This window comes from Serratia sp. CY38905, assembly GCF_052168875.1.
GTDB classification, from domain to species: Bacteria; Pseudomonadota; Gammaproteobacteria; order Enterobacterales; family Enterobacteriaceae; genus Serratia; species Serratia sarumanii.
The window spans coordinates 156272-178343 of sequence record NZ_JBJNLV010000008.1 but is presented as its reverse complement, the minus strand read 5'-3'; the positions used below and the strand labels follow the sequence as shown (position 1 = coordinate 178343).

At 63.2% G+C, this 22072-nt stretch carries 17 protein-coding genes; 2 read left to right on the top strand and 15 right to left on the bottom strand.

Annotation, left to right across the window (positions count from 1 at the left end):
- Positions 1–5 precede the first annotated feature (5 nt).
- The 10 genes from ACJ8MK_RS17660 to ACJ8MK_RS17615 all read right to left on the bottom strand — a co-directional run bounded on the left by ACJ8MK_RS17660 (position 6) and on the right by ACJ8MK_RS17615 (position 11145).
- On the bottom strand, positions 6–605 hold the full coding sequence (locus ACJ8MK_RS17660) for a KpsF/GutQ family sugar-phosphate isomerase (RefSeq protein ID WP_033654479.1): 600 nt from the start codon (positions 603–605) through the stop codon (positions 6–8).
- Complete coding sequence (locus ACJ8MK_RS17655) at positions 605–2242, bottom strand: FGGY-family carbohydrate kinase (protein WP_039569021.1); 1638 nt, start codon at positions 2240–2242, stop codon at positions 605–607. The genes ACJ8MK_RS17660 and ACJ8MK_RS17655 overlap by 1 nt, the downstream gene beginning before the upstream one ends.
- 13 nt (positions 2243–2255) lie before the next feature.
- The gene (locus tag ACJ8MK_RS17650; protein ID WP_033649382.1) at positions 2256–3209 is read right to left on the bottom strand and encodes an ABC transporter permease; all 954 of its coding nucleotides are present in this window, start codon (positions 3207–3209) and stop codon (positions 2256–2258) included.
- A 1-nt stretch (position 3210) separates the two neighbouring features.
- Positions 3211–4200, bottom strand: coding sequence for an ABC transporter permease (locus ACJ8MK_RS17645; protein ID WP_442517936.1), 990 nt, complete (start codon positions 4198–4200; stop codon positions 3211–3213).
- A complete protein-coding gene (locus ACJ8MK_RS17640) occupies positions 4193–5692 on the bottom strand; it encodes a sugar ABC transporter ATP-binding protein (protein ID WP_103774471.1) in 1500 nt (499 codons plus the stop codon). Before ACJ8MK_RS17640 ends, ACJ8MK_RS17645 begins: the two co-directional genes overlap by 8 nt.
- Before the next feature lie 104 nt (positions 5693–5796).
- The gene (locus tag ACJ8MK_RS17635) at positions 5797–6783 is read right to left on the bottom strand and encodes an autoinducer 2 ABC transporter substrate-binding protein (RefSeq protein WP_033649381.1); all 987 of its coding nucleotides are present in this window, start codon (positions 6781–6783) and stop codon (positions 5797–5799) included.
- A 329-nt stretch (positions 6784–7112) separates the two neighbouring features.
- Positions 7113–8456 (bottom strand): NADP-specific glutamate dehydrogenase, encoded by a 1344-nt coding sequence (gene gdhA / locus ACJ8MK_RS17630; protein ID WP_033649380.1) that lies wholly within the window; start codon positions 8454–8456, stop codon positions 7113–7115.
- Between the two features lie 200 nt (positions 8457–8656).
- The gene (uspA, locus tag ACJ8MK_RS17625; protein ID WP_004930988.1) at positions 8657–9094 is read right to left on the bottom strand and encodes a universal stress protein UspA; all 438 of its coding nucleotides are present in this window, start codon (positions 9092–9094) and stop codon (positions 8657–8659) included.
- 266 nt (positions 9095–9360) lie between these two features.
- Positions 9361–10269, bottom strand: coding sequence for a LysR family transcriptional regulator (locus tag ACJ8MK_RS17620; protein ID WP_033654477.1), 909 nt, complete (start codon positions 10267–10269; stop codon positions 9361–9363).
- A gap of 102 nt (positions 10270–10371) precedes the next feature.
- On the bottom strand, positions 10372–11145 hold the full coding sequence (locus tag ACJ8MK_RS17615) for an SDR family oxidoreductase (RefSeq protein WP_049235314.1): 774 nt from the start codon (positions 11143–11145) through the stop codon (positions 10372–10374).
- A gap of 432 nt (positions 11146–11577) precedes the next feature.
- On the opposite strand from ACJ8MK_RS17615, the gene uspB reads away from it, so the two are divergent.
- Entirely contained in the window at positions 11578–11913 is a 336-nt protein-coding gene (uspB, locus tag ACJ8MK_RS17610; protein ID WP_016930435.1) for a universal stress protein UspB, read from the top strand.
- A 73-nt stretch (positions 11914–11986) separates the two neighbouring features.
- Here the strand turns inward: uspB and pitA are convergent, their stop codons facing one another.
- Positions 11987–13489, bottom strand: a complete 1503-nt coding sequence (gene pitA / locus ACJ8MK_RS17605) for an inorganic phosphate transporter PitA (RefSeq protein ID WP_033636373.1) — start codon at positions 13487–13489, stop codon at positions 11987–11989.
- A gap of 300 nt (positions 13490–13789) precedes the next feature.
- Here pitA and ACJ8MK_RS17600 point away from each other — a divergent pair, with 300 nt between their 5' ends.
- On the top strand, positions 13790–14989 hold the full coding sequence (locus tag ACJ8MK_RS17600; protein WP_442517935.1) for an NAD(P)/FAD-dependent oxidoreductase: 1200 nt from the start codon (positions 13790–13792) through the stop codon (positions 14987–14989).
- Positions 14990–15066: 77 nt separating this feature from the next.
- Here ACJ8MK_RS17600 and ACJ8MK_RS17595 read toward each other — a convergent pair whose 3' ends face one another.
- From ACJ8MK_RS17595 to ACJ8MK_RS17580, 4 genes are all read right to left on the bottom strand, one after another.
- The gene (locus ACJ8MK_RS17595; protein ID WP_049235316.1) at positions 15067–15480 is read right to left on the bottom strand and encodes a VOC family protein; all 414 of its coding nucleotides are present in this window, start codon (positions 15478–15480) and stop codon (positions 15067–15069) included.
- A gap of 94 nt (positions 15481–15574) precedes the next feature.
- Entirely contained in the window at positions 15575–17755 is a 2181-nt protein-coding gene (locus ACJ8MK_RS17590; RefSeq protein WP_442517934.1) for a virulence factor SrfC family protein, read from the bottom strand.
- Positions 17752–20697 carry a virulence factor SrfB gene (locus tag ACJ8MK_RS17585; protein ID WP_197803397.1) on the bottom strand — a complete coding sequence of 982 codons (2946 nt, stop codon included), beginning with the start codon at positions 20695–20697 and terminating at the stop codon, positions 17752–17754. Before ACJ8MK_RS17585 ends, ACJ8MK_RS17590 begins: the two co-directional genes overlap by 4 nt.
- On the bottom strand, positions 20697–21935 hold the full coding sequence (locus ACJ8MK_RS17580) for an SrfA family protein (protein WP_442517933.1): 1239 nt from the start codon (positions 21933–21935) through the stop codon (positions 20697–20699). The genes ACJ8MK_RS17585 and ACJ8MK_RS17580 overlap by 1 nt, the downstream gene beginning before the upstream one ends.
- Between the last annotated feature and the right edge of the window lie 137 nt (positions 21936–22072).

Here is a 22072-nt window from a genome sequence, read left to right as displayed (position 1 = left end):
GGCCCTCAGTTTTCCTCCCGCAAGCTTTTCCCCACGCCGCCGCCCGGATGCACTGCCAGCAAGGCGTCCTTGTCGTAACCGCTGCGCGCCATCAGGCAGGCGCAGGCGGCGTCGAAGATCGCCAGCACCAGCACAATTGAGGTGGTGGCCAGCATGTTCAGCGGATCTATCTCCTTTTGCACCCCGGTGGCGATCGTCAACTGCGCCGCCTGTGCGATGGCGGAATGCGGGTTTTCCGTCACCGCGATCAGCGTCACGCCCTTGGCCTGCAGCGTCGGCAGCAGGCGGGTCAGCTCGTCGGAATTGCCGCCGCGTGAGATCAGGATCAGCAGATCGTCGGCGCGCAGAAAGCCCAGATCGCCGTGCGCCGCGCCGGTGGCGTCGAGGTAGACCGCCGGCCGTTCCACGCAGGCCAGCATGTGGGCTATCTTGCGCGCCGCAATCCCCGAGGTGCCGACGCCGGTGACGGCAATTTTACCGCGGCAGTCGGCCAGCAGCGTCAGCAGCCGCTGCCAGGTGCGCGCGTCGAGGCGCTCGCCCAGCTGCGCCAGCTCCTGACTGTAGGTTTGCCAACCCTGCACGGCCTGCCGCCATTCCTGCTGCATCACGCCTCCTCCTGCATCAACCGGCGGTATTTCATGTGGTCGTTGTACAGCTCGTGGAATACCCGGTATTTGCGGTCGTAGTAGCTTTTTATCTGGTTGGTCTGCGGCGTGACCGTCTTGCCGATGCGGCTCATGGCGCTCATCGCCTCCGGCAGGGTGTCGAACACGCCGGCCGCCACGGTGCCCATCATCGCGCCGCCCAGCAGCATCGCTTCGCTCTCCTCCGGCAGCAGCATGGCGCAGCCGGTGGCGTTGGCGTGCTCCTGCACGAAGATCGGGTTCTTGGTGCCGCCGCCGCTGGCCATAATGGTGTCGATGCTGTAGCCGCTGTGGTTCATGGTTTCGATGATGTGGCGGGTGCCGAGCGCGATGGCCTGAATGGTGGCCAGGTAGTGCAGCGCCATGTCCTCCGGCGTGCGCGACAGCTTCAGCCCGGTCAGGATGCCGGTCAGCGTCGGGTTGGCGCGCGGCGAGCGGTTGCCGTGGAAGTACGGCAGCATATGAATGTCCTGCGTCAGGAAGGCGATATTCTCCGGCTCGCCGGCCATGCGGCGCAGAATGGCGTTCAACACCTCATAGATGGTCTGCCCCTGAGTTTTCGCCTGCGTCAGTAGCTCCGGGTAGCACGGGTGCGACTGGATGACGTGGTCGATCAGCGCGCCGGTGGCGGACTGGCCGCCTTCGTTCAGCCAGTATTCCGGCAGGATCGCCGAGTAATACGGCCCCCAGACACCGCCGATAAAGCGCGCGGTGCGCGACATCGCCATATGGCCGGTGGAGGTGCCGCCGATCAGCGCGACGCGGCGGTTGAAGTCGGCCACCTCGCCGGAGACGCCGGTGGCGCCCAGCGTGCCGAGGGTGCCGGCGTGGGCGTCGATGATCGACACGCTCACCGCCGTGCCGGCGATCAGCCCCATCTCGCCGGCGGCGCGCTGGGTCAGGCCGTGGCCCAGCGGCTCGCCCATCATTTTGACGTCGCTGCCGATCTTGGCCGCGTCATGTTCCAGCACGTCTTCCAGCCCGATCTGCTGGAAGTAGCTCTTGTCCCAGCGCTGTTCGTGGCCGAGATAGGTCCACTTGCATACCGTCGAACACAGCGAGCGGGTGGCGTCCTGGGTGGCGCGCCAGGTGAGGAAGTCCGGCAGATCGAACAGGTAGCCGGCGTTGGCCCAGGTGGTGGGCATGTGCTGTTTCAGCCACAGCAGTTTCGGCGTCTGCATCTCCGGCGAGATAATGCCGCCGACGAAGTCCAGCACCCGGTGTTTGGTGGCGTTGATGCGCTCGGCCTGGGCGATCGCCCGGTGATCCATCCACACGATGATGTTCTGTTCGGTGCGGCCGGAGGGGCTGACGGTCAGCGGCTTGCCCTCTTTATCCAGCACCACCAGCGAACAGGTGGCGTCGAAGCCCAACCCCTTGACCTGGATCGGGTTGATGTCGGCCTGGTTGACCGCGTCGCGCACCGCATTGCACACCGCCTGCCAGATGTTATCCGACGACTGCTCGACGAAATCCGCCTTCGGCCGGTACAGATCGATGGCCCGGCTGGCCTGGCCGACCATGCGGCCATTGAGATCGAATACGCCCGCGCGCGCGCTTCCGGTGCCCACGTCTACGCCAATAAAATAGCTCGCCATTATCTGTTTTCTCCTAAGCTTTTCGATTCTGTAACGCGATAAACAGGATCAGCACGCCGCCCCACAGGGCCATGGTCAGGTAGCTGCTAACCCCCAGCAAATTGAGGCCGCTTTCCAACATTTGCAGCACGATCAGCGCCAGCACCAGCCCCAGAATACGGCCGAAGCCACCGTCCGGGTTAATGCCGCCCAGCACCGAGGCCAGAATGGTCACCAGCAGATAAGATTCGCCGTAGCCGGCCTTGGCCGAGTTGAACTTGGCCATCATCAGCAGGGCGGCGCCCCAACCGAGCAGCGCCGACAGGATATACACCGCTACCTGCACCCGCGCGGTGTTCACGCCGCTGAAGCGGGTGGCCTGCTCGTTGGAGCCGATCAGGTACAGGCTGCGGCCCAGCGTGGTGTGCTCCAGCAGCAGCCACAGCCCGGCCGCCACCAGCAGGAACAGGATCAGCGCCACCGGCACGCCGAGCACGGCGCCGTTGCCGAGAAATTGAATCGCCGCCGGGAAGCCGGAGATCACCGCGCCGTTGGACAGCAGGATGTTCAGGCCGGTGATCAGGGTCATGGTGCCGAGCGAGGCGAGGATGGGCGAGACGCCGATCCAGGCCACCAGCGCGCCGTTGAGCGCGCCGATCGCCACCGCCACTAGCAGGCCGGCCACCAGCGCCAGCGCCAGGAACAGCGGCTGGTCAGGGTGGCTGACGATGATTGCCGCCATCACCAGCGAACAGGCGTTGGCGCCGGCGATAATCGACAGGTTGATGCCGCCGGTCAGCATGGTGATGCCCATGCCGAGCGCCAGCAGGCCGAGGATCGGCAGCTGCGAGGCGATCGACTGGAAGTTGCCGAGGCTGAAGAAGCGCGATCCGAGCAGCCCGGCGAACAGCAGCGCCACCGCGATGATGATCGCGCCCTGCAGGCGAATGATCCGATCGTTTGGGATCAACCGAGTTAACTGCGTCATGTCAGATCTCCTTGAGCAGCTTGCGTTTTTCGTTCCAGGCGGTGGTGCTGATGCTGATCAAAATGATCGCGCCGCTGAATACCTGGTGCCAATAGGCCGAGACGCTGAGCAGCGTCAGCCCGTTTTGCAGGAAGGCCAGCAGCACCACGCCGAGCAGGGTACCGGTCAACGAGCCGCGGCCGCCGCTCATGCTGGTGCCGCCCAGCACCACCGCCGCCAATACCGTTAGCTCGAAGCCAAGCAGCGAGTTGGGGGCCACCGACTGGGTGATCTGCGCCTGCACTACCGCCGCGACGCCGGCCAGAATGCCCATGTAGCCGTAGACGCAAAAATGCAGCCGCAGCAGGTTCAACCCCAGGCGCGACGCCGCGTCGCGGTTGCCGCCCATGGCGTAGATCTGGCGCCCCAGCCGGGTGCGGTTCATCAGCACGCCGGTGACGACGATGGTCCCCAGCAGGCACAGCAGCGGCAGCGTCAGGCCGTAGTCGTAGCCGTCGGCGCCCTGGAACGAGAACCAGTTGATGCCGTTCATGAACCAGTCCGGGAAGCCGTACAGCCAGGTACCGTTGGTGGCGTACACCAGCAGGCCGTAGAACAGGTTGAGGGTGGCGATGGTGATGATGATTGCCGGCACTTTCAGCCAGTACACCAGAAAGCCGTTCACCAGCCCGAGCAGCAGGCCAACGCCAATCGCCAGGGCGAACGCCAGCGGGAAGCTGCCGCCGTGCTGGATCACCCAGCTGGCCATCACATACTGGGCAATGGCGGTGACCGCCGGGAACGAAATGTCGATGCCGCCGGCGATCAGCACCACGAACAGCCCGCAGGCCAGGATGCCGAGAATGGTGTAGCTGGTGGCGACGTCGGTCAGGTTGCCGAGCGTCAGAAACTCGTCGGTGCCGGCGCTCAGGCCGATCGCCAGCAGCAGCACCAACAGGCCGAGATAAAACTCGTGCCGCCCGGCCAGGCGGGCCAATAATGACTTATCCATTCACCACCTCGGCGATCTGTTGCTCGGTACTCTGGTGCGGCGCAAACTCGGCGATCAGCTCGCCCTTGCGCATCACCATCACCCGATGGCTGTTGTAATAGGCTTCCGGGATCTCGTCGCAGATCATCAGCACCGCCATGCCCAGCTGCGCCAGATCGCGGGCGATCTGGTAGATCCCCTCTTTGTTGGCGATGTCCACGCCGACGGTGGGCGAGTCGAGGATCAGGATCTTCGGCTGGGTCGCCACCCACTTGGCGATGGCGATGCGCTGGGCGTTGCCGCCGGACAGGGTTTTCACCGGCAGCGCGCTGTCGGACACCTTGATGTTCAGATCGCGGATCAGCCGGTTGACCAGCTCGGTCGCCTTGGCGTGATCCAGCAGCCCGAGCGAGGTATGCAGCCGATCGAAGACGGTGACGATGGTGTTGTCGTAGATCGATTGCTCCATGATCAGCCCCTGCGTCAGACGATCCTCCGACACATAGCCGATGCCGCGGCGCACCGCTTCGCGGTTGTTGTGCAGCTGCACCGCCTGGCCCTCGATGCGGATCTCGCCGCTGTCCGGCCGCGTCATGCCGAACAGGCTGAGGCACAGTTCGGTGCGGCCGGCGCCGAGCAGGCCGACGATCGAGACGATCTCGCCGCCGCGCAGCGCCAGATTGACGTTGCGGTATTTCTCGCCGCGGCTGAGGTTGCGTACCTCGAGCAGCGGCGCCTGTTCGGCCGGCGGCAGCGGCGGCAGCGGGCTGTAGTGGAAGCGTTGGCCGGTCATCAGGAACGCCAGTTCATGGCTGTCCAGTTCGCTGGCCGGCCAGGTGCCCACCAGCTTGCCGTCGCGCATCACGCTGATGCGATCGGCGACTTCCATCACTTCATCCAATCTGTGGCTGACGAACACCACGCAGATGCCGGCCGCCTTCAGCTCGTTAACCACCCGCAGCAGGCCGTCGACCTCCTGGCGGGTCAGCGAGGCGGTCGGTTCGTCCATGATAACCAACCGCGCCTCGGCGGCGATGGCGCGGCAAATCGCCACCAGCTGCCGATCGGCGATCGACAGTTTTTCCACCTTTTTATCGGGATCGATGCGTACGCCGACCCGTGCCATGGCGTCGAGCGCCGTCTGGCGCATCACCCGCTTGCGCACCCAGAAATGGCCGCCGGGCAGGTAACGGTGGATGGCGATGTTCTCCGCCACCGTCAGGTTAGGGAACAGCGACAGGTCCTGGTAGATCACCTGTATGCCGTAATAACCGGACAGCTGCGGCGTCAGGGCGTGGAAGAGTTTGCCTTCCAGCGAAATGTTGGCGCCTTTTTCCGGCTGATAGACGCCGGAGATGATTTTAATGATGGTGCTTTTGCCGCAGCCGTTTTGCCCGGCCAGGCAGTGCACTTCGCCAATATTGAGCGTCAGGTTGATCTGGTCTAATGCCAGCACGCCTGGGAATCGCTTGCTGATATTCTCCAGGGTGATAAATGCGGGGGAGGCTGTCATAACGTTAACCTGTGCTTGCGTAGCGGCCGAAGCCCTGGGCGCAGCAAGCTGCGCCCCTACGAGGGTTTAACTACTTTCCCGGTGTAGCGAAATTACGCGAAAAATCAGAATCCAAGCGATTGGGCGTTGTCTTTGGTGACTTCCAAAATCTTATTAAACCGAATCACTTTGTGTTCCATGTCGACGTCGGCCTTGCCGAGGCCCTCGATCGCCAGATCCTTGTTCACTTCCTTGCCCTGCAGCAGCTGGTCGGCCACCGTCACCAGCGCATAGCCGGCGTCTTTCGGATCCCACAGCAGCGCTTTTTTGATGTCGCCGCGCATCAGGTAAGGGGCGGCCTGCGCCGGCATGGCGATGCCCACCACCGCGATCTTGTCCTTGGCGCGTTTCTTGGCCACCGCCTGGCCGGCGCCGATCGGGCCGAGCGAGCCGAAGCCGATGATACCCTTCATCTGCGGATAGGTTTTCATCAGATCCAGCGTGGTGGCGTAGGATTTGTCGATGCTTTCCGCCACCGGCAGGCGCGAGGTGACTTCAAACATGTCCGGGTATTTTTCTTTCTGGTATTTGATGGCGGAATCGGCCCAGGCGTTGTGCAGCGGCACGGTCAGCGAGCCGACGTAGATCGCGTAGCCGCCTTTGCCGCCCATGTCTTTCGCCAGTTCATCGACGTTGGCCTGCGCGTATTTCTCGCTGTCGATGGTCTCGATGTCCCACTGGCCGATCTGCTGGTCCGGGGATTCATGGGTCAGTACCACGATGCCTTTGTCGCGCGCTTTTTTCAGCACCGGCTCCAGCACCTTGGCGTCGTTCGGCACCACGATGATGGCGTTGACGTTCTTGGCGATCAGATCCTCAATCACCTTGACCTGCGCGGCCGGATCCGGCGTAGAAGGGCCGGTCTGGTAGGCGTTGACGTCGAGTTTTTTTGCCGCTTCGTTGACGCCCACTTCCATGCGGTTGAACCACGGAATGCCGGTCACTTTGGCGACCACGGCAATCTCATATTTATCAGCGGCGAACACAGGTGTTGTCGATAACATGCACGCAGAAACCACACATGCATTTAATAATGCGAGGTTAAATTTCATTAGCTGTACCTTTTTTTATCTGTAGGGGTGGCGGTTTTTCCACCGATGCAGATTACAAAGGAATGGAAGAGGGGGCGTAGCTGAAGTTAACGAAATGTGATCTGCGCACAGTTAAGTAAAATATTGCAGTATTTGGTGTTAAATAAATGTTTAATTATTTGGTGGTGGTAAATTTACTACCGATTAAGAAGCAATAAATAACCATTCATTAACTTTTATTTAACCAATTGGCATCATTTGGATGGCGAGAAAGCATAAAAAAATGCCGGCGCAGAGGCCGGCATTGAAGCATTTAATCGATGTGTGAACAAGATCACCTTTACGGCGGATTACAGCACGCCCTGCGCCAGCATGGCGTCGGCGACCTTGACGAAACCGGCGATATTTGCGCCGTGCACGTAGTGGGTTTGCTTGCCTTCGCCGCCGTATTCCACGCAGGCGTGGTGAATATCGGCCATGATATGTTGTAAACGTACATCCACTTTCTCTGCCCGCCAGCCGATGCGCGCGGCGTTTTGCGCCATCTCCAGCCCCGAGGTGGCCACGCCGCCGGCGTTGGCCGCCTTGCCCGGCGCGAACAGTACGCCGGCGTCGAGGAAGGCGTCGGTGGCCTGGATGGTGGTCGGCATGTTGGCGCCTTCCGCTACCGCCTTCACCCCGTTGCGGATCAGCGTCTGCGCCGCCTCGAGATCCAGTTCGTTCTGCGTGGCGCACGGCAGGGCGATATCCACCGGCACGTTCCACGGCTGCTGGCCGGCCAGATAGGTCAGGCCGCGTTCGCGGGCATAGTCCGCCACCCGGCCGTAGCGTTGGTTTTTGATCTCCGCCAGGTGCGCCAGCTTCTCGGTGGTGAAGCCGTCCTCGTCCACCAGGGTGCCGCCGGAATCCGACACGGTGATCACGCGCGCGTCCAGCTCCAGCGCTTTCTCGATGGTGTACTGCGCCACGTTGCCGGAGCCGGACACCGCCACCCGCATGCCTTCAAAGCCCAGGCCGTGGCGCTGCAGCATGGCGTCGGTGAAGTACACGAGGCCGTAGCCGGTCGCCTCGGGGCGGATCAGGCTGCCGCCGAAGGAGAGACCCTTGCCGGTAAACACGCAGGCGGTGTTGTTGGACAGTTTCTTCATCATGCCGGCCATAAAGCCGACTTCACGGCCGCCGACGCCGATGTCGCCGGCCGGCACGTCGGTGTCCGGCCCCAGGTGGCGATACAGCTCGGTCATCAGCGCCTGGCAGAAGCGCATGATCTCGCCCTGGCTTTTGCCCTTGGGATCGAAATCGGAGCCGCCTTTGCCGCCGCCCATCGGCAGGGTGGTCAACGCGTTCTTGAAGGTCTGCTCAAAACCGAGGAACTTCAGGATCGACAGGTTTACCGACGGATGGAAGCGCATGCCGCCCTTGTAGGGGCCGATGGCCGAGTTGAACTGCACGCGGAAGGCGCGGTTGACCTGCACCTGGCCGCGATCGTCCACCCAGCTGACGCGGAACTGAATGACGCGCTCGGGCTCCACCAGGCGCTCCAGCAGGGCCTGTTCGCGATAGCGCGGGTTGCGTTCGATAAACGGCCACAGCGAGGTGAAGACTTCGCGCACCGCCTGCAGATATTCCGGCTGGTGGGGGTTATGGCGCTGTAACGAGGACAGGAAAGACTCTACCGATACGGCATATTCCATGGATAACTCCTTTTAGCATTAAGTTTTCCCCCGCTATTTCTTATAGATATGGGTATAGGCGATGCCCGGGGGAGGATGTTGTGTCTTTAGCGACTATATCATCGGAGGGCGGTTGATTATCAAGCGATTAATCGGCGTGGCGGCATGAAAAACGCCCGCAGGGCGCGGGCGTTGGGCAGTTAAGTTAGCGAGTGCTTACTTTATTCGTCTTCTTCATCGCGCAGCGGCACGATCAGCATATCGATGTGCACGGTATTGATCAGCTGGCGAGCGGAAGACATCAGCTTGCTCCAGAAATCCTGGTGGTGGCCGCACAGTACCAGATCCATGTCATATTTCTTGATGGCATCGACCAATACCTGCGCCAGATCGCCGCTGCCGCTCAGGGTCTCGGTGATCGGGTAGCCGGCGTTTTGCGACAGCTCGGTCAGCGCCTGATGGGTTTCCTCGGAGATGCGTTTTTGCATGTCGCCGAGATTGACGTCGATCAGGCCGGTATAGAGGTCGGAATAGTTGACATCGACGTGGATCAGAGAAACTTTAGCGTTGTACGGCCGCGCCATCGAGACGGCTTTTTCTACCAGGATCTTGCTTTCCGGGGATAGGTCCACCGCGATCAGTATGTGTTTGTAAGCCATAAGAATACTCCTTCCATAAACATGCCGATTAAAAGGGTTAGCAGGCGTTCCGTTTACCCGCCTTGCGCTTTTGGTTCCATAGTATCATTCGGATAACGCAATGATATGTTGGGGCGATCACACTGCGCCGCATCGAAAATCTCTCCGCCCGATACCTTTCGTTGTACACCCGCGCGGCGTAAAAGCCTATTGATTATGCGGATGCTGCCGGTCTGACCGCTTGAATTATAAGCGTTATTAAACAAAGTATAGCGCTAAATGCGCAATCAGCGCTCCAGATGCGGCTGCAGCAGGCTTTCAAACCACTCGTGAAACACCGCCAGGCGGCGTGAGCGCTGGCGACGATGGGGATAGATCAGGGCGATCGGCATGGAGGCGGCGCGGTAAGCGGGCAGGACTTCCACCAGTTCACCGGCGTCGAGCAGGTGTTGCACGTCGTAGCGCGGGATTTGCATCAACCCCAGCCCGGCGCGGCAGCAGGCGATATAGCTCTCGGCGTTGTTGACCACCACCCGGCTGGGCAGTTCGAGCCGCTGGGTATGGCCGTCGTCGGTCAGGTATTCCCAGGGGGATTCGCGGCCGGTTTTGGGCGAGGCGTAACCGATGCTCCTGTGCCCCTCGGCAAGATCGGCGGGCTGAAGCGGATGGCCGAATTCGCTCAGGTAGGCGGGGCTGGCGCAGTTGATCAGCGCGATATGGCCGAGTGGGCGCATCACCAGGCTGCTGTCGTGCAGATCGCCGACGCGCACCGCGCAGTCGACCCCTTCCTGCACCAGATCGATGGCGCGATCGGCGGAGCCGAGCACCAGCTGCAGGTGGGGATGGCGCCGCAGCAGGCTGGGCAGCGCCGGCGCGATCAGCCGGCGGGCGATGCGGCTCGGCACGTCGACGCTGAGCCGCCCGGAGGCCTGGCGCTGGCTGGCCTGAAACGACTGATCGATATCCTCCACCTCGGCCAGCAGCGGGCGCAGCCGCTCGAGCAGCTGTTCGCCGTCGGCGGTCAGCCGCACCTGCCGCGTGGTGCGGTGCAGCAGGCGCACGCCCAGCTGCGTTTCCAGCTGTTGCACGGCGGCGGACACCGAGGCGCGCGGCACCTCCAGCACATGGGCTGCGCGGATAAAGCTGCCCATCTCCGCCACCTGCACGAATACGCGGTATTGATTGAATCTGTCCATCTCGTTGACCTGCTGTTCCTTGGCGCCGTTTCTGACAGAGAGTGTAGTCGCATGGCGCCGTTGCGCGCGAGCAGGTGCGGGGGCATCTCCGCCCCGTCGAACTTATTTGGTGGTGTAGCCGCCGTTGATCAGGATGGTTTGGCCGGTAACCCACCAGCCGTCGCTGACCAGATGGCGGATGAACGGCACCACGTCTTCGATATCGGTGAGGCCGGTTTTGCTGAACGGCGACAGCGCCGCCGCCGTCTTGTGGTAGGCCACGGCGTCCGCACCCTCCGCCGGGTAGAAGAACGGGGTGTCCATCGGGCCGGGGCCGACCGCCGTCACGGAGATGCCGCGCTCGCCGAACTCCTTGGCGGCGGCGCGGGTGAAGTGCTCCACCGGCGCTTTGGTGCCGGCGTAAGCGGCATAGAACGGCGTGAAGGCGCCGAGCAGCGAGGTGACCAGCGTGCAGATTTTACCATTGTCGTTGAGGTGTTTGCCCGCCTCTTTCAGGAAGAAGAACGCGGTTTTGGCGTTGACCGCGGTCATCTCGTCGTACTCGGCCTCGCTGATGTCGACCATCGGCTTTTTCAGCACTTTGCCGACGGTATTGATGGCGATATCCGGCTTGCCGACGGCGGCGACCGCATCGGCGAACAGCTTCTCGACCGCGCCCGCGGTGGTCAAATCGGCCTGCAGCGCGACGCCTTGCGCCCCGGCGGCCTGGATGGCGGCGACGGTCTTATCGGCTTCGGCTTTGGAGGCGGCGCTGTTGTAGTGGATCACTACCGCTTTGGCGCCTTGTTCAGCCAAATCGCGCGCGATAAGCCCGCCGAGATTTTTGGCGCCGCCGGCGATCAGGACGATTTTTCCCTTGATTGAATGGTTTGCCATAACAGTTTCCTTGGATGAGCGTAACGGAAACCTGAGTCTAGCCAGCGTGGGGGGAAAGATCAGCGGCGTGGGGCGGGATAGACTATCCAGAAAAAACGACTAATTGCAGACGAACGGTTATCACTTATAACGCCCCGGCGGGGGCGTTTCGGCGCGTGGCGGTAAATTTTATCCACTGATCAGGCCAGTTTGCGTTTCATTAACCTACAATGATGGATATGGGCCTCATCATTTCCCCTCTGAGTGGAACCACGCCGTGCAAATCTCTCTGTGCGGTGCGGTAATGTCTCCGGAGGTGGTGGGTTATGGGCGTGGCCCGTGCAGGCAAAAAAGGGGATGAGAGCGGTAAGCTCCAGCAGAGTATCGGGTAATGAGGTAGGGCGGTTGGACCCGGCGGATGGCCGCGGATAACAACGCCTTGAGGGGGTAATCATGATCAGTACCGTCGCGCTGTTTTGGGCCTTATGTGTGGTGTGTGTGGTAAACATGGTGCGGTATTACTCTTCTCTGCGCGCATTGCTGGTGGTATTGCGCGGCTGCGATCCGCTGCTGTACCAATACGTCGACGGCGGCGGTTTCTTCACCGCCCACGGGCAACCCAGCAAGCAGCTGAGGCTGGTGCGCTATATCTTTGCGCAACGCTATGTCGAGCACCACGATCCGGAGTTTATTCGCCGCTGCGAACGGGTGCGCGGGCAGTTCATGCTGACCTCGGCCCTGTGCGGCCTGGTGGTCATCAGCCTGATAGCGCTGATGATCTGGTATTAATGCCTTCCTGTTTCCCTTGATGCAGGCAAAAAAAAGGCGGCCCTGCGGCCGCCTTCCTCATGATGCTTATCGCTTAGATCAGCTTCAACGCAACCCAATACAGCGCACCGGAAAGCAGAATCGAGATTGGCAGGGTCAGTACCCAGGCCAACAGGATGTTCTTCACGGTTTTGCTCTGCACGCCGCCGCCGTCCACGATCATCGTCCCGGCAACCGCCGAAGAGAGGACGTGGGTGGTGGAGACCGGCATGCCGGTATAACTCGCCACGCCGATAGACAGCGCCGCGGTCATCTGGGCCGATACGCCCTGGGCGTAGGTCATGCCTTTCTTGCCGATCTTCTCGCCGATGGTGGTGGCCACGCGTTTCCAGCCCACCATGGTGCCGAGCGACAGCGCCAGCGCGACGGCGACAATGATCCACATCGGCGCGTACTCGACGGTCTGCAGCAGATCCTGACGCAGGTTCTTCAGGAAGCGCTGGTCGGCGGATGAGGTTTCCGGCAGCTTGGCGACTTTATCCGCCGTGTCGGTCACGCACATCAGCAGGCGGCGCAGGTGGCTGCGCTGCTCAACCGTCAGCTGATCGTAGCTTTGCAGGTTGGTCAGCATGCCCTGAGCCAGCTCGATCGCCGGCATGGCGCGCGAACTGTCGCAGTGGAACTCGGCCGGCTTGTTCGGCGCAGCTTCGTCATCCGGGCTTGGCACCAGCGGCGTCAACGACACCGCATGCGATAGCGCGTCGCCGTGCTGCTGGTAATATTGCTGCAGGTGGGTCACGGCGTCACGCGTACGGGTGATGTCATAACCGGTTGCATTCATATTGACCACGAAGCCGGCCGGCGCAACGCCGATCAGCACCAGCATGATAAGGCCGATGCCTTTCTGCCCGTCGTTGGCGCCGTGCGAGAAGCTGACGCCAATCGCCGACAGGATCAGCGCGATACGGGTCCAGAACGGCGGCTTGCGTTTGCCGTCGACCTTTTCACGTTCCGCAGGGGTCATGTGGATACGCTGGCGTTTCTTGGTGCCACTCCAATAGCGGCGCAAGGCGAACACCATCACTCCCGCCACCATCATGCCGACCAGCGGCGAGAACAGCAGAGAAAGGAAAATACCAATCATTTTCGGGACGTTAAGCGCATCCACCACCGAAGTGTGGGTCATCAGGGCGTTGGTTAAACCGACACCGATGATTGCGCCTATCAGCGTATGGGAACTGGAGGCCGGCAGACCGAAATACCAGGTGCCGAGGTTCCAGATGATTGCCGCCAACAGCATGGAGAAGACCATGGCTAATCCGTGTGCTGAACTGACGTTCAACAACAGATCGGTAGGCAGCAAGTGGACGATGGCGTAAGCAACACTCAAACCGCCGAGCATTACGCCAAGAAAGTTGAACAAACCTGCCATCACGACCGCAAGTTGCGAGCGCATGGCGCGGGTATAAATAACTGTAGCGACCGCATTGGCCGTATCATGAAAACCGTTGATGGCTTCATAAAACAACACGAACAACAATGCGAGAATTAACATCAGGCCGGTATGGAAATCCAGGCCAGCGAACAAATGCAGCATAAGCGTTACGCCAGTTTGTGGACATGAACGCCGCGCATTATCAGTGACAACCGGGGCCGGGGAAAAGGAAAATATGACGTTTTTTTGATTTGGACATGACGAAATGATGACGCGCCTATAACAAAAATATGGAATATCAATGCGTTATTCTCCTCTGACCTCTGTAATATTTTCTTACTATGGCGTTGGCGGCGCCGGGGCTTTACAATCTGCCGCCGTGAATTTGGCGGTGACCGGCGGCGAAACGGCGTAATATGGCGCCCTTTTGTCGCGATTGTGGTTTTGATAAGAGAGGCTCAGGTGGAACAGTTTGATGTCGTAGTGATTGGGGCGGGCGCCGCCGGCATGTTTTGCGCCGCGCAGGCGGGGCAACTCGGTTGCCGCGTGTTGCTGCTCGACAACGGCAAAAAACCGGGCCGCAAGATCCTGATGTCCGGCGGCGGGCGCTGCAACTTTACCAACATGTACGCCGAACCGGCGGCCTACCTGTCGAACAACCCGCACTTTTGCAAGTCGGCGCTGGCGCGCTACACCCAGTGGGACTTCATCGATCTGATCAACCGCTACGGCATCGCCTACCATGAAAAAACGCTGGGGCAGCTGTTCTGCGACGACTCGGCGCAGCAGGTGGTGGATCTGCTGGTCAAAGAGTGCGAGCTGGGCCAGGTGACGGTGCGCCTGCGCAGCGAAGTGCTGGGCGTGGAGAAAACCGAACATGGTTACGTGCTGGCGCTGAATGGTGAAAAAGTGAGTGCTCGCTCACTTGTGGTGGCCAGCGGCGGTTTGTCCATGCCGGGGCTGGGCGCTTCGCCGTTCGGTTACAAGCTGGCGGAGCAGTTCGGCCTCAGGGTGCTGCCGACGCGCGCCGGGCTGGTGCCTTTTACCCTGCATAAGCCGCTGCTGGAGCATGTGCAGACGCTGTCCGGCGTCTCGGTGCCGGCGGTGATCACCGCCGAGAACGGCGTCAGCTTCCGTGAAAGCATCCTGTTTACCCATCGCGGTCTGTCCGGCCCGGCGGTGCTGCAGCTGTCCAGCTACTGGCAACCGGGTGAGTATGTGAGCATTAACTTACTTCCTGAGCTGGATTTGGCGGCCTTCCTGGATGATCAACGCCGCCAGCACCCGAACCAAAGCCTGAAAAACACCCTGGCGCTGCAATTGCCGAAGCGGTTGGTGGAGTGCTTGCAAACCCTGGGACAACTGCCGGAGGCCACGCTGAAGCAGCTGAATGCGCCGCAGCAGGCGGCGCTGGTGGAGCTGTTGCAGAACTGGCGCGTGCAGCCGAACGGCACCGAAGGTTACCGCACGGCGGAAGTGACGCTCGGCGGCGTCGACACCAACGAACTTTCCTCCAAGACGATGGAAGCCCACAAGGCGCCGGGGCTCTATTTTATCGGCGAAGTGGTGGACGTGACCGGGTGGTTGGGCGGCTACAACTTCCAGTGGGCGTGGAGCTCTGCCTGGGCCTGCGCCCAGGCGTTGGCGGCGCAGGAGCGTTAACGTTCAGCAGCGTGAAGGGGCTAGGCCGATTTAGAAGGCTATTTTATGATTATCCGACATCCGGAACATACCGTGATTTAATCGGCCGCCGGCCCCTTAAGCTCTATGCGATTGCCGTCCGGATCGCTGAAGTAAACCGATGGCCCGTCGCCTTCCGCGCCGTAGCGCGATTCAGCAGGGTCGACGGCGATCCCCTGCGATCGCAGATAGGCCAGCAGTTCGTCTTCGTTGAAAGGATCGATACGCAGGCAGAGGTGATCGACATTTTGCCGGTGAGGATCGGGCGCGTCGCCGCCTTTTTTTCCAAGCTGGCCGTTCACGTCGACCAGATCAATCATGGCCGTTCCGGCGCGCAGGTGCACCAGCCCCAAATCGGGCCGCCGTTTGGCGATGTCGCAACCCAGCGTCTGGGTATAGAACCGCAGGCTTTTTTCCGCATCGCGCACGCGCAGAACCACATGATCGATAGTCTTCAGGCTGAAAGGGGGCATGATTTTCTCCCAGAATCGCTGCGTTACTCATCAGCATAATCGGCAACGCCCGATTTATCCTGTTTTCGCCCCCTATTGCTGCCAGAGCCGCCGCTTATCGCAGAGTCGCCACGATCTCTTCCAACGCCGCGCGCTGCGCCTCGCCGAGCGCGCTTTCCGTCGCCGCATTCTCCGCCAGCAGGGTTTGCAGGCCGATCAGCCAGTCATAGATATAAAACGCGGTGTTTTTGGTCGGCGTCGGCGCCAGCCGGGTTAACCGCTGCTGGCTGCTCCAGTCCACCGCAGGCTGCGGCGGCGGGGTAAAGATCGGCTGGCCGGGGTTGACGCGGCTCTCGGGGCGCGTTGCCGCATCGCGCCGCTGGAAGCCGAGCCAGGCGACGAAGTCGCCCAGTAGCGCCAGCGCCTGGCTGATTTGCCGATCCTCACCCTGTTCCGGCAGGCCCCCGGGGCACAGCGCGCGTTCCAGCTCATCATTGAGCCGCAGGCGGCAGGCGGCGCCGATCAGCGCATCGACCAGCAGTTCCAGGTGCGGCTTTTCGACGCCGAGCAGCTCCAGCAACCGGCGGCTGTCCGGCAGGCTGCGCAGATGGTTGATCCAATCCGCGAATACCCGCGCGGCAAAGGGCGACGCGGAGGGCTCGCCGGATGCCGGGATTTCCGGCGCGCCGAACAGATCGATGTCGAGCCCGAACGGTACAGGCGTCGTCGTCGGGGCCGGCGCGGCGTGCTGCTGTTGCTGATAAAGCTGGCGCAACGTATCGCGCTGCGGCAACAGCCGTTCCAGCAGTTCGCCGTGGCGGCCGGCCTGCGCCTGCAGCGCGCGCAGCAGCTGTTGGCCGCGTTGCTGCGCCGCGTGCGGATCGGCGGCGGTGAGCCAGTTGCCGAGCAGGCTTTCCGTCAGCTCACGCTGCAACTCTTCACGCTGTTCGAGCAGGCGCGCTTGCTTCTGGGCCGGGCGCGCCTGGGTGGCCAGGTAACTCACCATGCGGCGGCAATCCTGTTCATCCAGCGCCAGCAGCGTGGCCCAGCTGTCGCCGGGCTCGCCGACCTGGCGCTGTACGGCGTCGTCGGGGCGCGCTTTGCCTTCCCCGCGTTGATCGAACTGTGTGATCGCCCAGATCAGGCCGGGTTTGCGGCGCTGGCGCAGCGCCGGGGTTTCTCCCTGAGTCTGATTGACCCAGTTGGCGAGCGCCTGGCCGACGCGGGCGGCGTCCTGCTGCGTGGCGGCAGCATCGGCCACCAGCAGCAGGTTGGCGTGCAGGCCGTCTGCGCAGCGGGTCAGCAAATGGGCGCGTTTCGCCTGTTGCAGCCGCTGCGTCGGTTCCGCCTGCGGGCAGGCGCGGCTGCCGGGCAGGTCGATCAGCGCCACGTCGGCGGGCAGGCCCGCCTGCGCCGTCTGCGGCAGAACGGTGGTGACTTCGGCGGTCAGCCAGGTCAGATCGCTCAACGCGATCTTCCGTTCACCGCCGTGTTCGGCCATCACGACGATCGCGGCGTTTTCTGCTGCGGCGCTCGCGGTCAGCAGCGGTAAGGCGCGGTGCGGAGCATGAACCTGTCGGCTGCTACCGAGGGCATGCAGCGTGTGCGCCAGCTGGCGATAATGCGCCGTCAGCGTCGTTTCCTCTCCCCACAGCGGCGCAAACAGGCGCGCGCGATCGTCGATGCTCAACTGCGGCGCCAGCGCCACGGCCTGCGGCCAGAAATGCCTGTCCAGCGTCTGTTGCCCCTTGTCGCCGTAGCGGCGTTGGCTATCCCACAGCGCCAGCACATCGCTGTCGCTGAGGCCGTCGAGGGCGACGGCTTGGCGGTGACGCGCCAACGCTTGCAGATGGCCGGCGATCGCGCGGGCGTCCCAGTCCGGCCGGAAGCCGCCCATCGCGGCGGCATCGAGCGTGATGGCCAGCCACTGCGCTTCATCGAGCAGCGCGAGGGCGAGAGGATACTCGGTGGACGGCGTTGGCGCGGTGGCGCAGTAACGCACCGCCAGCGCGGCGTCGCCGTGCAGCCTTTCTGCGCCGGGGGCCAGCGCCGCCAGCAGGTGGGCCTTGGCGGCGGCGTTGTGGCCGTACAGGCCGATAGCGACCTGCTCAGGTTGCGCCTTCGCCAATTGCAGCGCGCGGTTATGGCAACGGCGCAGGCGCAGCGTCAGGCGATCGGCTTCCCGTTCCAAACGGGCGGACTGCCGGCGCGCGGCGCCCACCCAGGCGATCGCCTGCAGAATGCCGGCGCTGAGTGCGTGGTTCGGGGCCGATTGGGCGGTAGTGATAGCTTTCATCGTGGGTAAATGCTCCCGCTGTCTATCCAGTAGTGGGTCGCGCCGGAGGCGCTGGCAGCCAGGGTATTGAGTTTCAGTTGCAGATGGTGCGCCGGGACGGGGCTGCCGTTGGCCAGCAACGCCTGCGCGATCCTGACGCTTTCCGCGCCCTGTTCGGCGCTGGCGGTAATGGCCAGCCGCAGGGTGATCACCGCGTCGCCGGCCAGTTTGCGCGCCAGCTGGGCGTCATTGATGGTCAGCGTATAGAGCGGCGAGGCCGGCCAGCGTTCGTTGTCCAGTTGGCGGAAGCCCAGGCGCAGCGGGCCGCGCAGCTGGAAGCTGCCGGCGGGGTCGAGCGCGAAGTCGGCGCGATCCAGATCGATGTCGCGGTAATAGACGTTATCGTCCGCCAGCATGTTGTTGCCGTCCAGCATGCCCAGGTGGCGAATGGTGGAGTAAGGCTGGAAATCGCCGACGTTGAAGTAAAAACTCTCCAGCCGCAGGTCGATCGCCAGCAGGCACAACATGGCGCCCACCGCGGCGGTGGATTTCGGGTTGTCGATGCGGCCGCGCTTGTTGAACGGGTACCAGCTGCGGGTGTGGTAGCCCTCGAGCGGCAGAATGCGGCTGGCGGGCAGCGGCTGCAGATGGCGCAGCAGCGCCTGCACGCCGGGGAAACGCGCCGGGCGGCCGGTCAACAGCAGCACGTCGCAGGTATACAGCGCCACCACCTCGGCCAGCAGGCGCAGGCAGCGGCCGATGCCGATGCGATCGGACAAGAAGGCGGCGTGCAGATCGGCCAGGCGGATCACCAGCGGGGTGTGCAGAATCTCGAAGGCGTCGCTGTCGGCTTCGCGCTGCACCTCGCCGTTGATAAACGCCAGCACCTGCGGCGTCGGCGGCTGCGGCAGCAAATCGCCCAGGCTGGCGGCGATTTCCGCCCGGCTGTCCAGCGGGTCGTATTCTTCATAGGCGCCGAGCAGCGCGCGCCCGGCGGGCATGAAAATCTGCAGCGCGGCCTGCTGGCGCAGGGTGGAAAGCCCGTCCATACGCCCTTCGTTGCCGAACAGCCTGTCCATCAACGCCGGTGCGGCGCTTACGCCGGCGGCTTCGAACGCCTGCTGCACGGCGGGCAGGATAAACTGCTGGATGGCGTCCAGCAGGATATCGTCGCCGGCGACTTTAAAGCCCTCGCGGAACAGCAGGCGCGGGTTGATTTTGATGTTGTTGCCCACGCCGTCGTCGAGCGAATAGTGCGTGATCGCCAGATCGGTGGTGCCGCCGCCGATGTCGATGGAGGCGATGCGCAGCGTTTTGCCCGCCTGCTCATCCGGCGCCAGCGGCCGGTCGGGCCGGGCCATGGCGGCGAAAAAGGCGTCGGTGCGGCCGGCGAAGTTCACCTGGGTTTCATTGTACAGATAGACCATCTGGCCGCAGGTGGCCTCGTCCCACTCCATCTGCACCTGCGGCGCCGGGAAGCGGGCGTGCGCGCCGTCGAACGGCGCATCCTGCGGGTGCCAGTCGAGGGCCTTCCACACCAGCCCGATCGCCTCCTGCATGCGGCGGCGGAAGATCTCGCGCTCCGGTTTCGGCATCGCCGAAGGCAGCGTCAGAATGATGGCGCGCAAACGGCGCGGCGCGGCGGCGTTCGGCATGCGGCTGCGCTGGGCGATGCTGTTGATCTGCATCAGCGCCTGCGCCAGCAGCTCGCTCAGCATCAGCGTCATCACCGCGCTGCGGCTGTAATGGGCGGCGAACACCGGCAGCCGTTGCGCCGTCGGCAGGGCGGACAGCGGCACGCCTTCGTCGTTGATCAGGGTGGTCAACGGCGCGGCGGCGGCCATCGGCTCGTGCTGCTCGTTGAAGCGCCAGCCGGGCGCATAGCGCTCCTCGTCCCACAGGTAGCGGCGCGGGCTGGAAATGCCGGTAGTGCCTTCATGGCCCGTTCGCCGCTGCGCCAGCTGTGCGGCTTCGCGGCCGACGCGGGTGATGGACGGCCACTGGAAGGCGTCGTCGCGCCCGCTCTGGAACGACAGATGCGGCTTGCCGAAGCCGGCCCGAGAAAACTCCACCCGGCTCTCGAACAGTTCGTTGTAGACGCGGTGCGGTTCGGACAGCGAACGCAGCTGCAGCTCGTAGGTTTGCTTCAGGCCGTTGCTCTCCTCCGGATGATCCTCGACCAGCACGCCGCAGGTGTGGGAGTTGCCGACGTCCAGCACCAGATCGACGTCGATCGCCGGTTGCTGCAGCGTCGCCGCCACCATCTTTATCTGCGGCACCGCCAGCTGATGGCCAAGCATGTGCAACAGATTGAGGTAGTGCGCCTGATACTCGAAGGTTTTCAGCCCGGCGTTGATCTCCACTTCGGCACGCTGCTCCCGCTCGGCGGCGCGCTGGCTGAACGCCTCGCGCAGCCAGCCGTCCACCCAGGTCAGATCGAGGAACTCGCCCAGCTCGTGGTTGCGGTGCGCCAATGCGAAACGGAGATCGGTGCCGAGATCGCTTTCGCCCGGCGCCAGCGCCTCCTGGCCGGGCGCGGCGGCGCGGGTGTCGAAGGCCAGCACCACGCGCAGCAGGTTGCCGTCCTGATCCGGTTCATCCAACTGCACCACCTGCAGGCGCGCCCAGTTGTCCGGGCCCGACAAGAACAGGCCCGCCGGGGTGTGGCGCAAGCAGGGCAGCGGCAACCAGAGCTTATCCAGCAGGTGCAGCGACTGCTGCAGCGGATAGCTGAACTCCGGCCGCACCACTTCGGCGGCCTGGTCGCCCACGGCCGGCAGCTGGTATTTGCCGCTCTCGGCCTCCCATTGCAGGCGCAGCAGCGGGCCGCTGGCGGTCTTGCGCACGAATTTGCCGGGAAACTCGGCGTCCAGCAGCGGCGTCAGGGCAAAGTCCAGAAACTGAATGCCGCTGTCCTGAATCAGCGTAATGCCGTGTTTGTAGTCCGTAAGGGGTGCCAGCATCATTTACTCTCGCGCTTGAACGTCATGGGATAGGTGGTGTCCGCATCGTAGCGGCCGGTGCACTCCGCCGCGCCGGTGTCGCCCTGGCGGCAGACGATCTCCGGGATCTGGTAGCGGCTGCCGTCGCTGCAGCGCGCCTTGGTGCGGCTGTTGATCACCAGATTGCCGGACTGCATCAGCCCGGCTTCGACCGCCACCCGGCAGCTGACGCCGTCGCCGTAGGCGATGACGGCGATGCCTTTGCCGCCGTTCAGACGATATTGCAGGCTGGGGCGCTTGCCGGTAATCGGGTCTTTCAGCGCCACGGTGGCGCGCCATTTGCCATTAAGGAAACGGGTGGAGCCGGCCTTCACCGCCTCGGGCGGCAGCACCAGCGCATGTTTGTCCAGCGGCGGCGGGATGACCGGCGCCGGGGGCGGCGGCATCAGCGTCGCGTGCGCCAGCGGTAAGCGCAGCTTGGGCAACGGCGCGGCGGTTTTTTCCGGCGGCGCCGGATGCTGGACCTCCGCCGGCATCGCCGGTTGCGGCGGCGGCGAGCGGTGCAGCCAGGCGGCCAGCGCCGCACTGCCCAGCAACAGTACGGGCAACAGCCAGAGAGCGTAGCGCCGGCGCGGGCGAACGGCGGCAGAGGATTCGATAGGCGCTGCCGGGGCGGGCGCCGGTTCAGGCTCGGCGGCCGGGGCCGGTTTTACCGGTTCGACAACGGCCGGTTTACGCGGTGCGGCGGCGATCGGCGCCGGTTTTTCCACTTCCGATTCGAGCGGGTGCAGGCAGGCCAGCGGATCGTCCGGGCTCTGCGCCTGCGGCTTGATAAAGCCCCAGAAGGTCAGCACCGGCCGATCGTCCACCAGGTAAACGTGGTTGGGGTCGGGCATGTGCATCGCTTTGGCCAGCAGCGCGCCGAACAGGCGATGGCTGGGGTGATCGGTCGCCTGGGCCTGTTCCGTCAGGCTGTGGAAGGTCGTCAGGCAGTGTTCCAGGTGGCGCACCGCCTGCGCGCGCTGGGCGTCGCTCGCCGCCAGCCAGGAGGTGACCTTGCCGGGGAAGGGCGCATACCAGTCGATGCGGGTGCCGCTTTCGTTCGGCTGGGGGATCGCCAGACAGTCGGCGGCCTGCTGCTGCCGGCGAAGACGCAGGGTTTCCCGCAGCTGCTGCGCGCAGGCGTAGACCGGTTGCCCGTTTTCGCCTAAAGCCAGCACATCATCCAAACTGCCACTGCGTAAGAAGGGTTTCACCACGGCACCGCACCTTGTCCTGTTCTGCAAAAACGCATAAAAGTCCATGATACCCCGCAGGCAGAGCCGCCAAACGGCCAAGGACAGCCCGAAAAACGCCCTTCTTTGGCGTTAGCGGAACCGGCACAGTGAAAATCTCG

Bases quoted from the DNA above. Each gene is read 5' to 3' on its own strand.
- pitA (WP_033636373.1), bottom strand. From the start codon at position 13,489: ATGCTGCATTTGTTCGCTGGCCTGGATTTCCATACCGGCCTGATGTTA.
- ACJ8MK_RS17595 (WP_049235316.1), bottom strand. From the start codon at position 15,480: ATGCCCCCTTTCAGCCTGAAGACTATCGATCATGTGGTTCTGCGCGTG.
- ACJ8MK_RS17635 (WP_033649381.1), bottom strand. From the start codon at position 6,783: ATGAAATTTAACCTCGCATTATTAAATGCATGTGTGGTTTCTGCGTGC.
- ACJ8MK_RS17655 (WP_039569021.1), bottom strand. From the start codon at position 2,242: ATGGCGAGCTATTTTATTGGCGTAGACGTGGGCACCGGAAGCGCGCGC.
- ACJ8MK_RS17650 (WP_033649382.1), bottom strand. From the start codon at position 3,209: ATGACGCAGTTAACTCGGTTGATCCCAAACGATCGGATCATTCGCCTG.
- ACJ8MK_RS17660 (WP_033654479.1), bottom strand. From the start codon at position 605: ATGCAGCAGGAATGGCGGCAGGCCGTGCAGGGTTGGCAAACCTACAGT.
- ACJ8MK_RS17585 (WP_197803397.1), bottom strand. From the start codon at position 20,697: ATGCTGGCACCCCTTACGGACTACAAACACGGCATTACGCTGATTCAG.
- uspA (WP_004930988.1), bottom strand. From the start codon at position 9,094: ATGGCTTACAAACACATACTGATCGCGGTGGACCTATCCCCGGAAAGC.
- ACJ8MK_RS17645 (WP_442517936.1), bottom strand. From the start codon at position 4,200: ATGGATAAGTCATTATTGGCCCGCCTGGCCGGGCGGCACGAGTTTTAT.
- ACJ8MK_RS17590 (WP_442517934.1), bottom strand. From the start codon at position 17,755: ATGAAAGCTATCACTACCGCCCAATCGGCCCCGAACCACGCACTCAGC.
- gdhA (WP_033649380.1), bottom strand. From the start codon at position 8,456: ATGGAATATGCCGTATCGGTAGAGTCTTTCCTGTCCTCGTTACAGCGC.
- ACJ8MK_RS17640 (WP_103774471.1), bottom strand. From the start codon at position 5,692: ATGACAGCCTCCCCCGCATTTATCACCCTGGAGAATATCAGCAAGCGA.
- ACJ8MK_RS17620 (WP_033654477.1), bottom strand. From the start codon at position 10,269: ATGGACAGATTCAATCAATACCGCGTATTCGTGCAGGTGGCGGAGATG.
- ACJ8MK_RS17615 (WP_049235314.1), bottom strand. From the start codon at position 11,145: ATGGCAAACCATTCAATCAAGGGAAAAATCGTCCTGATCGCCGGCGGC.
- uspB (WP_016930435.1), top strand. From the start codon at position 11,578: ATGATCAGTACCGTCGCGCTGTTTTGGGCCTTATGTGTGGTGTGTGTG.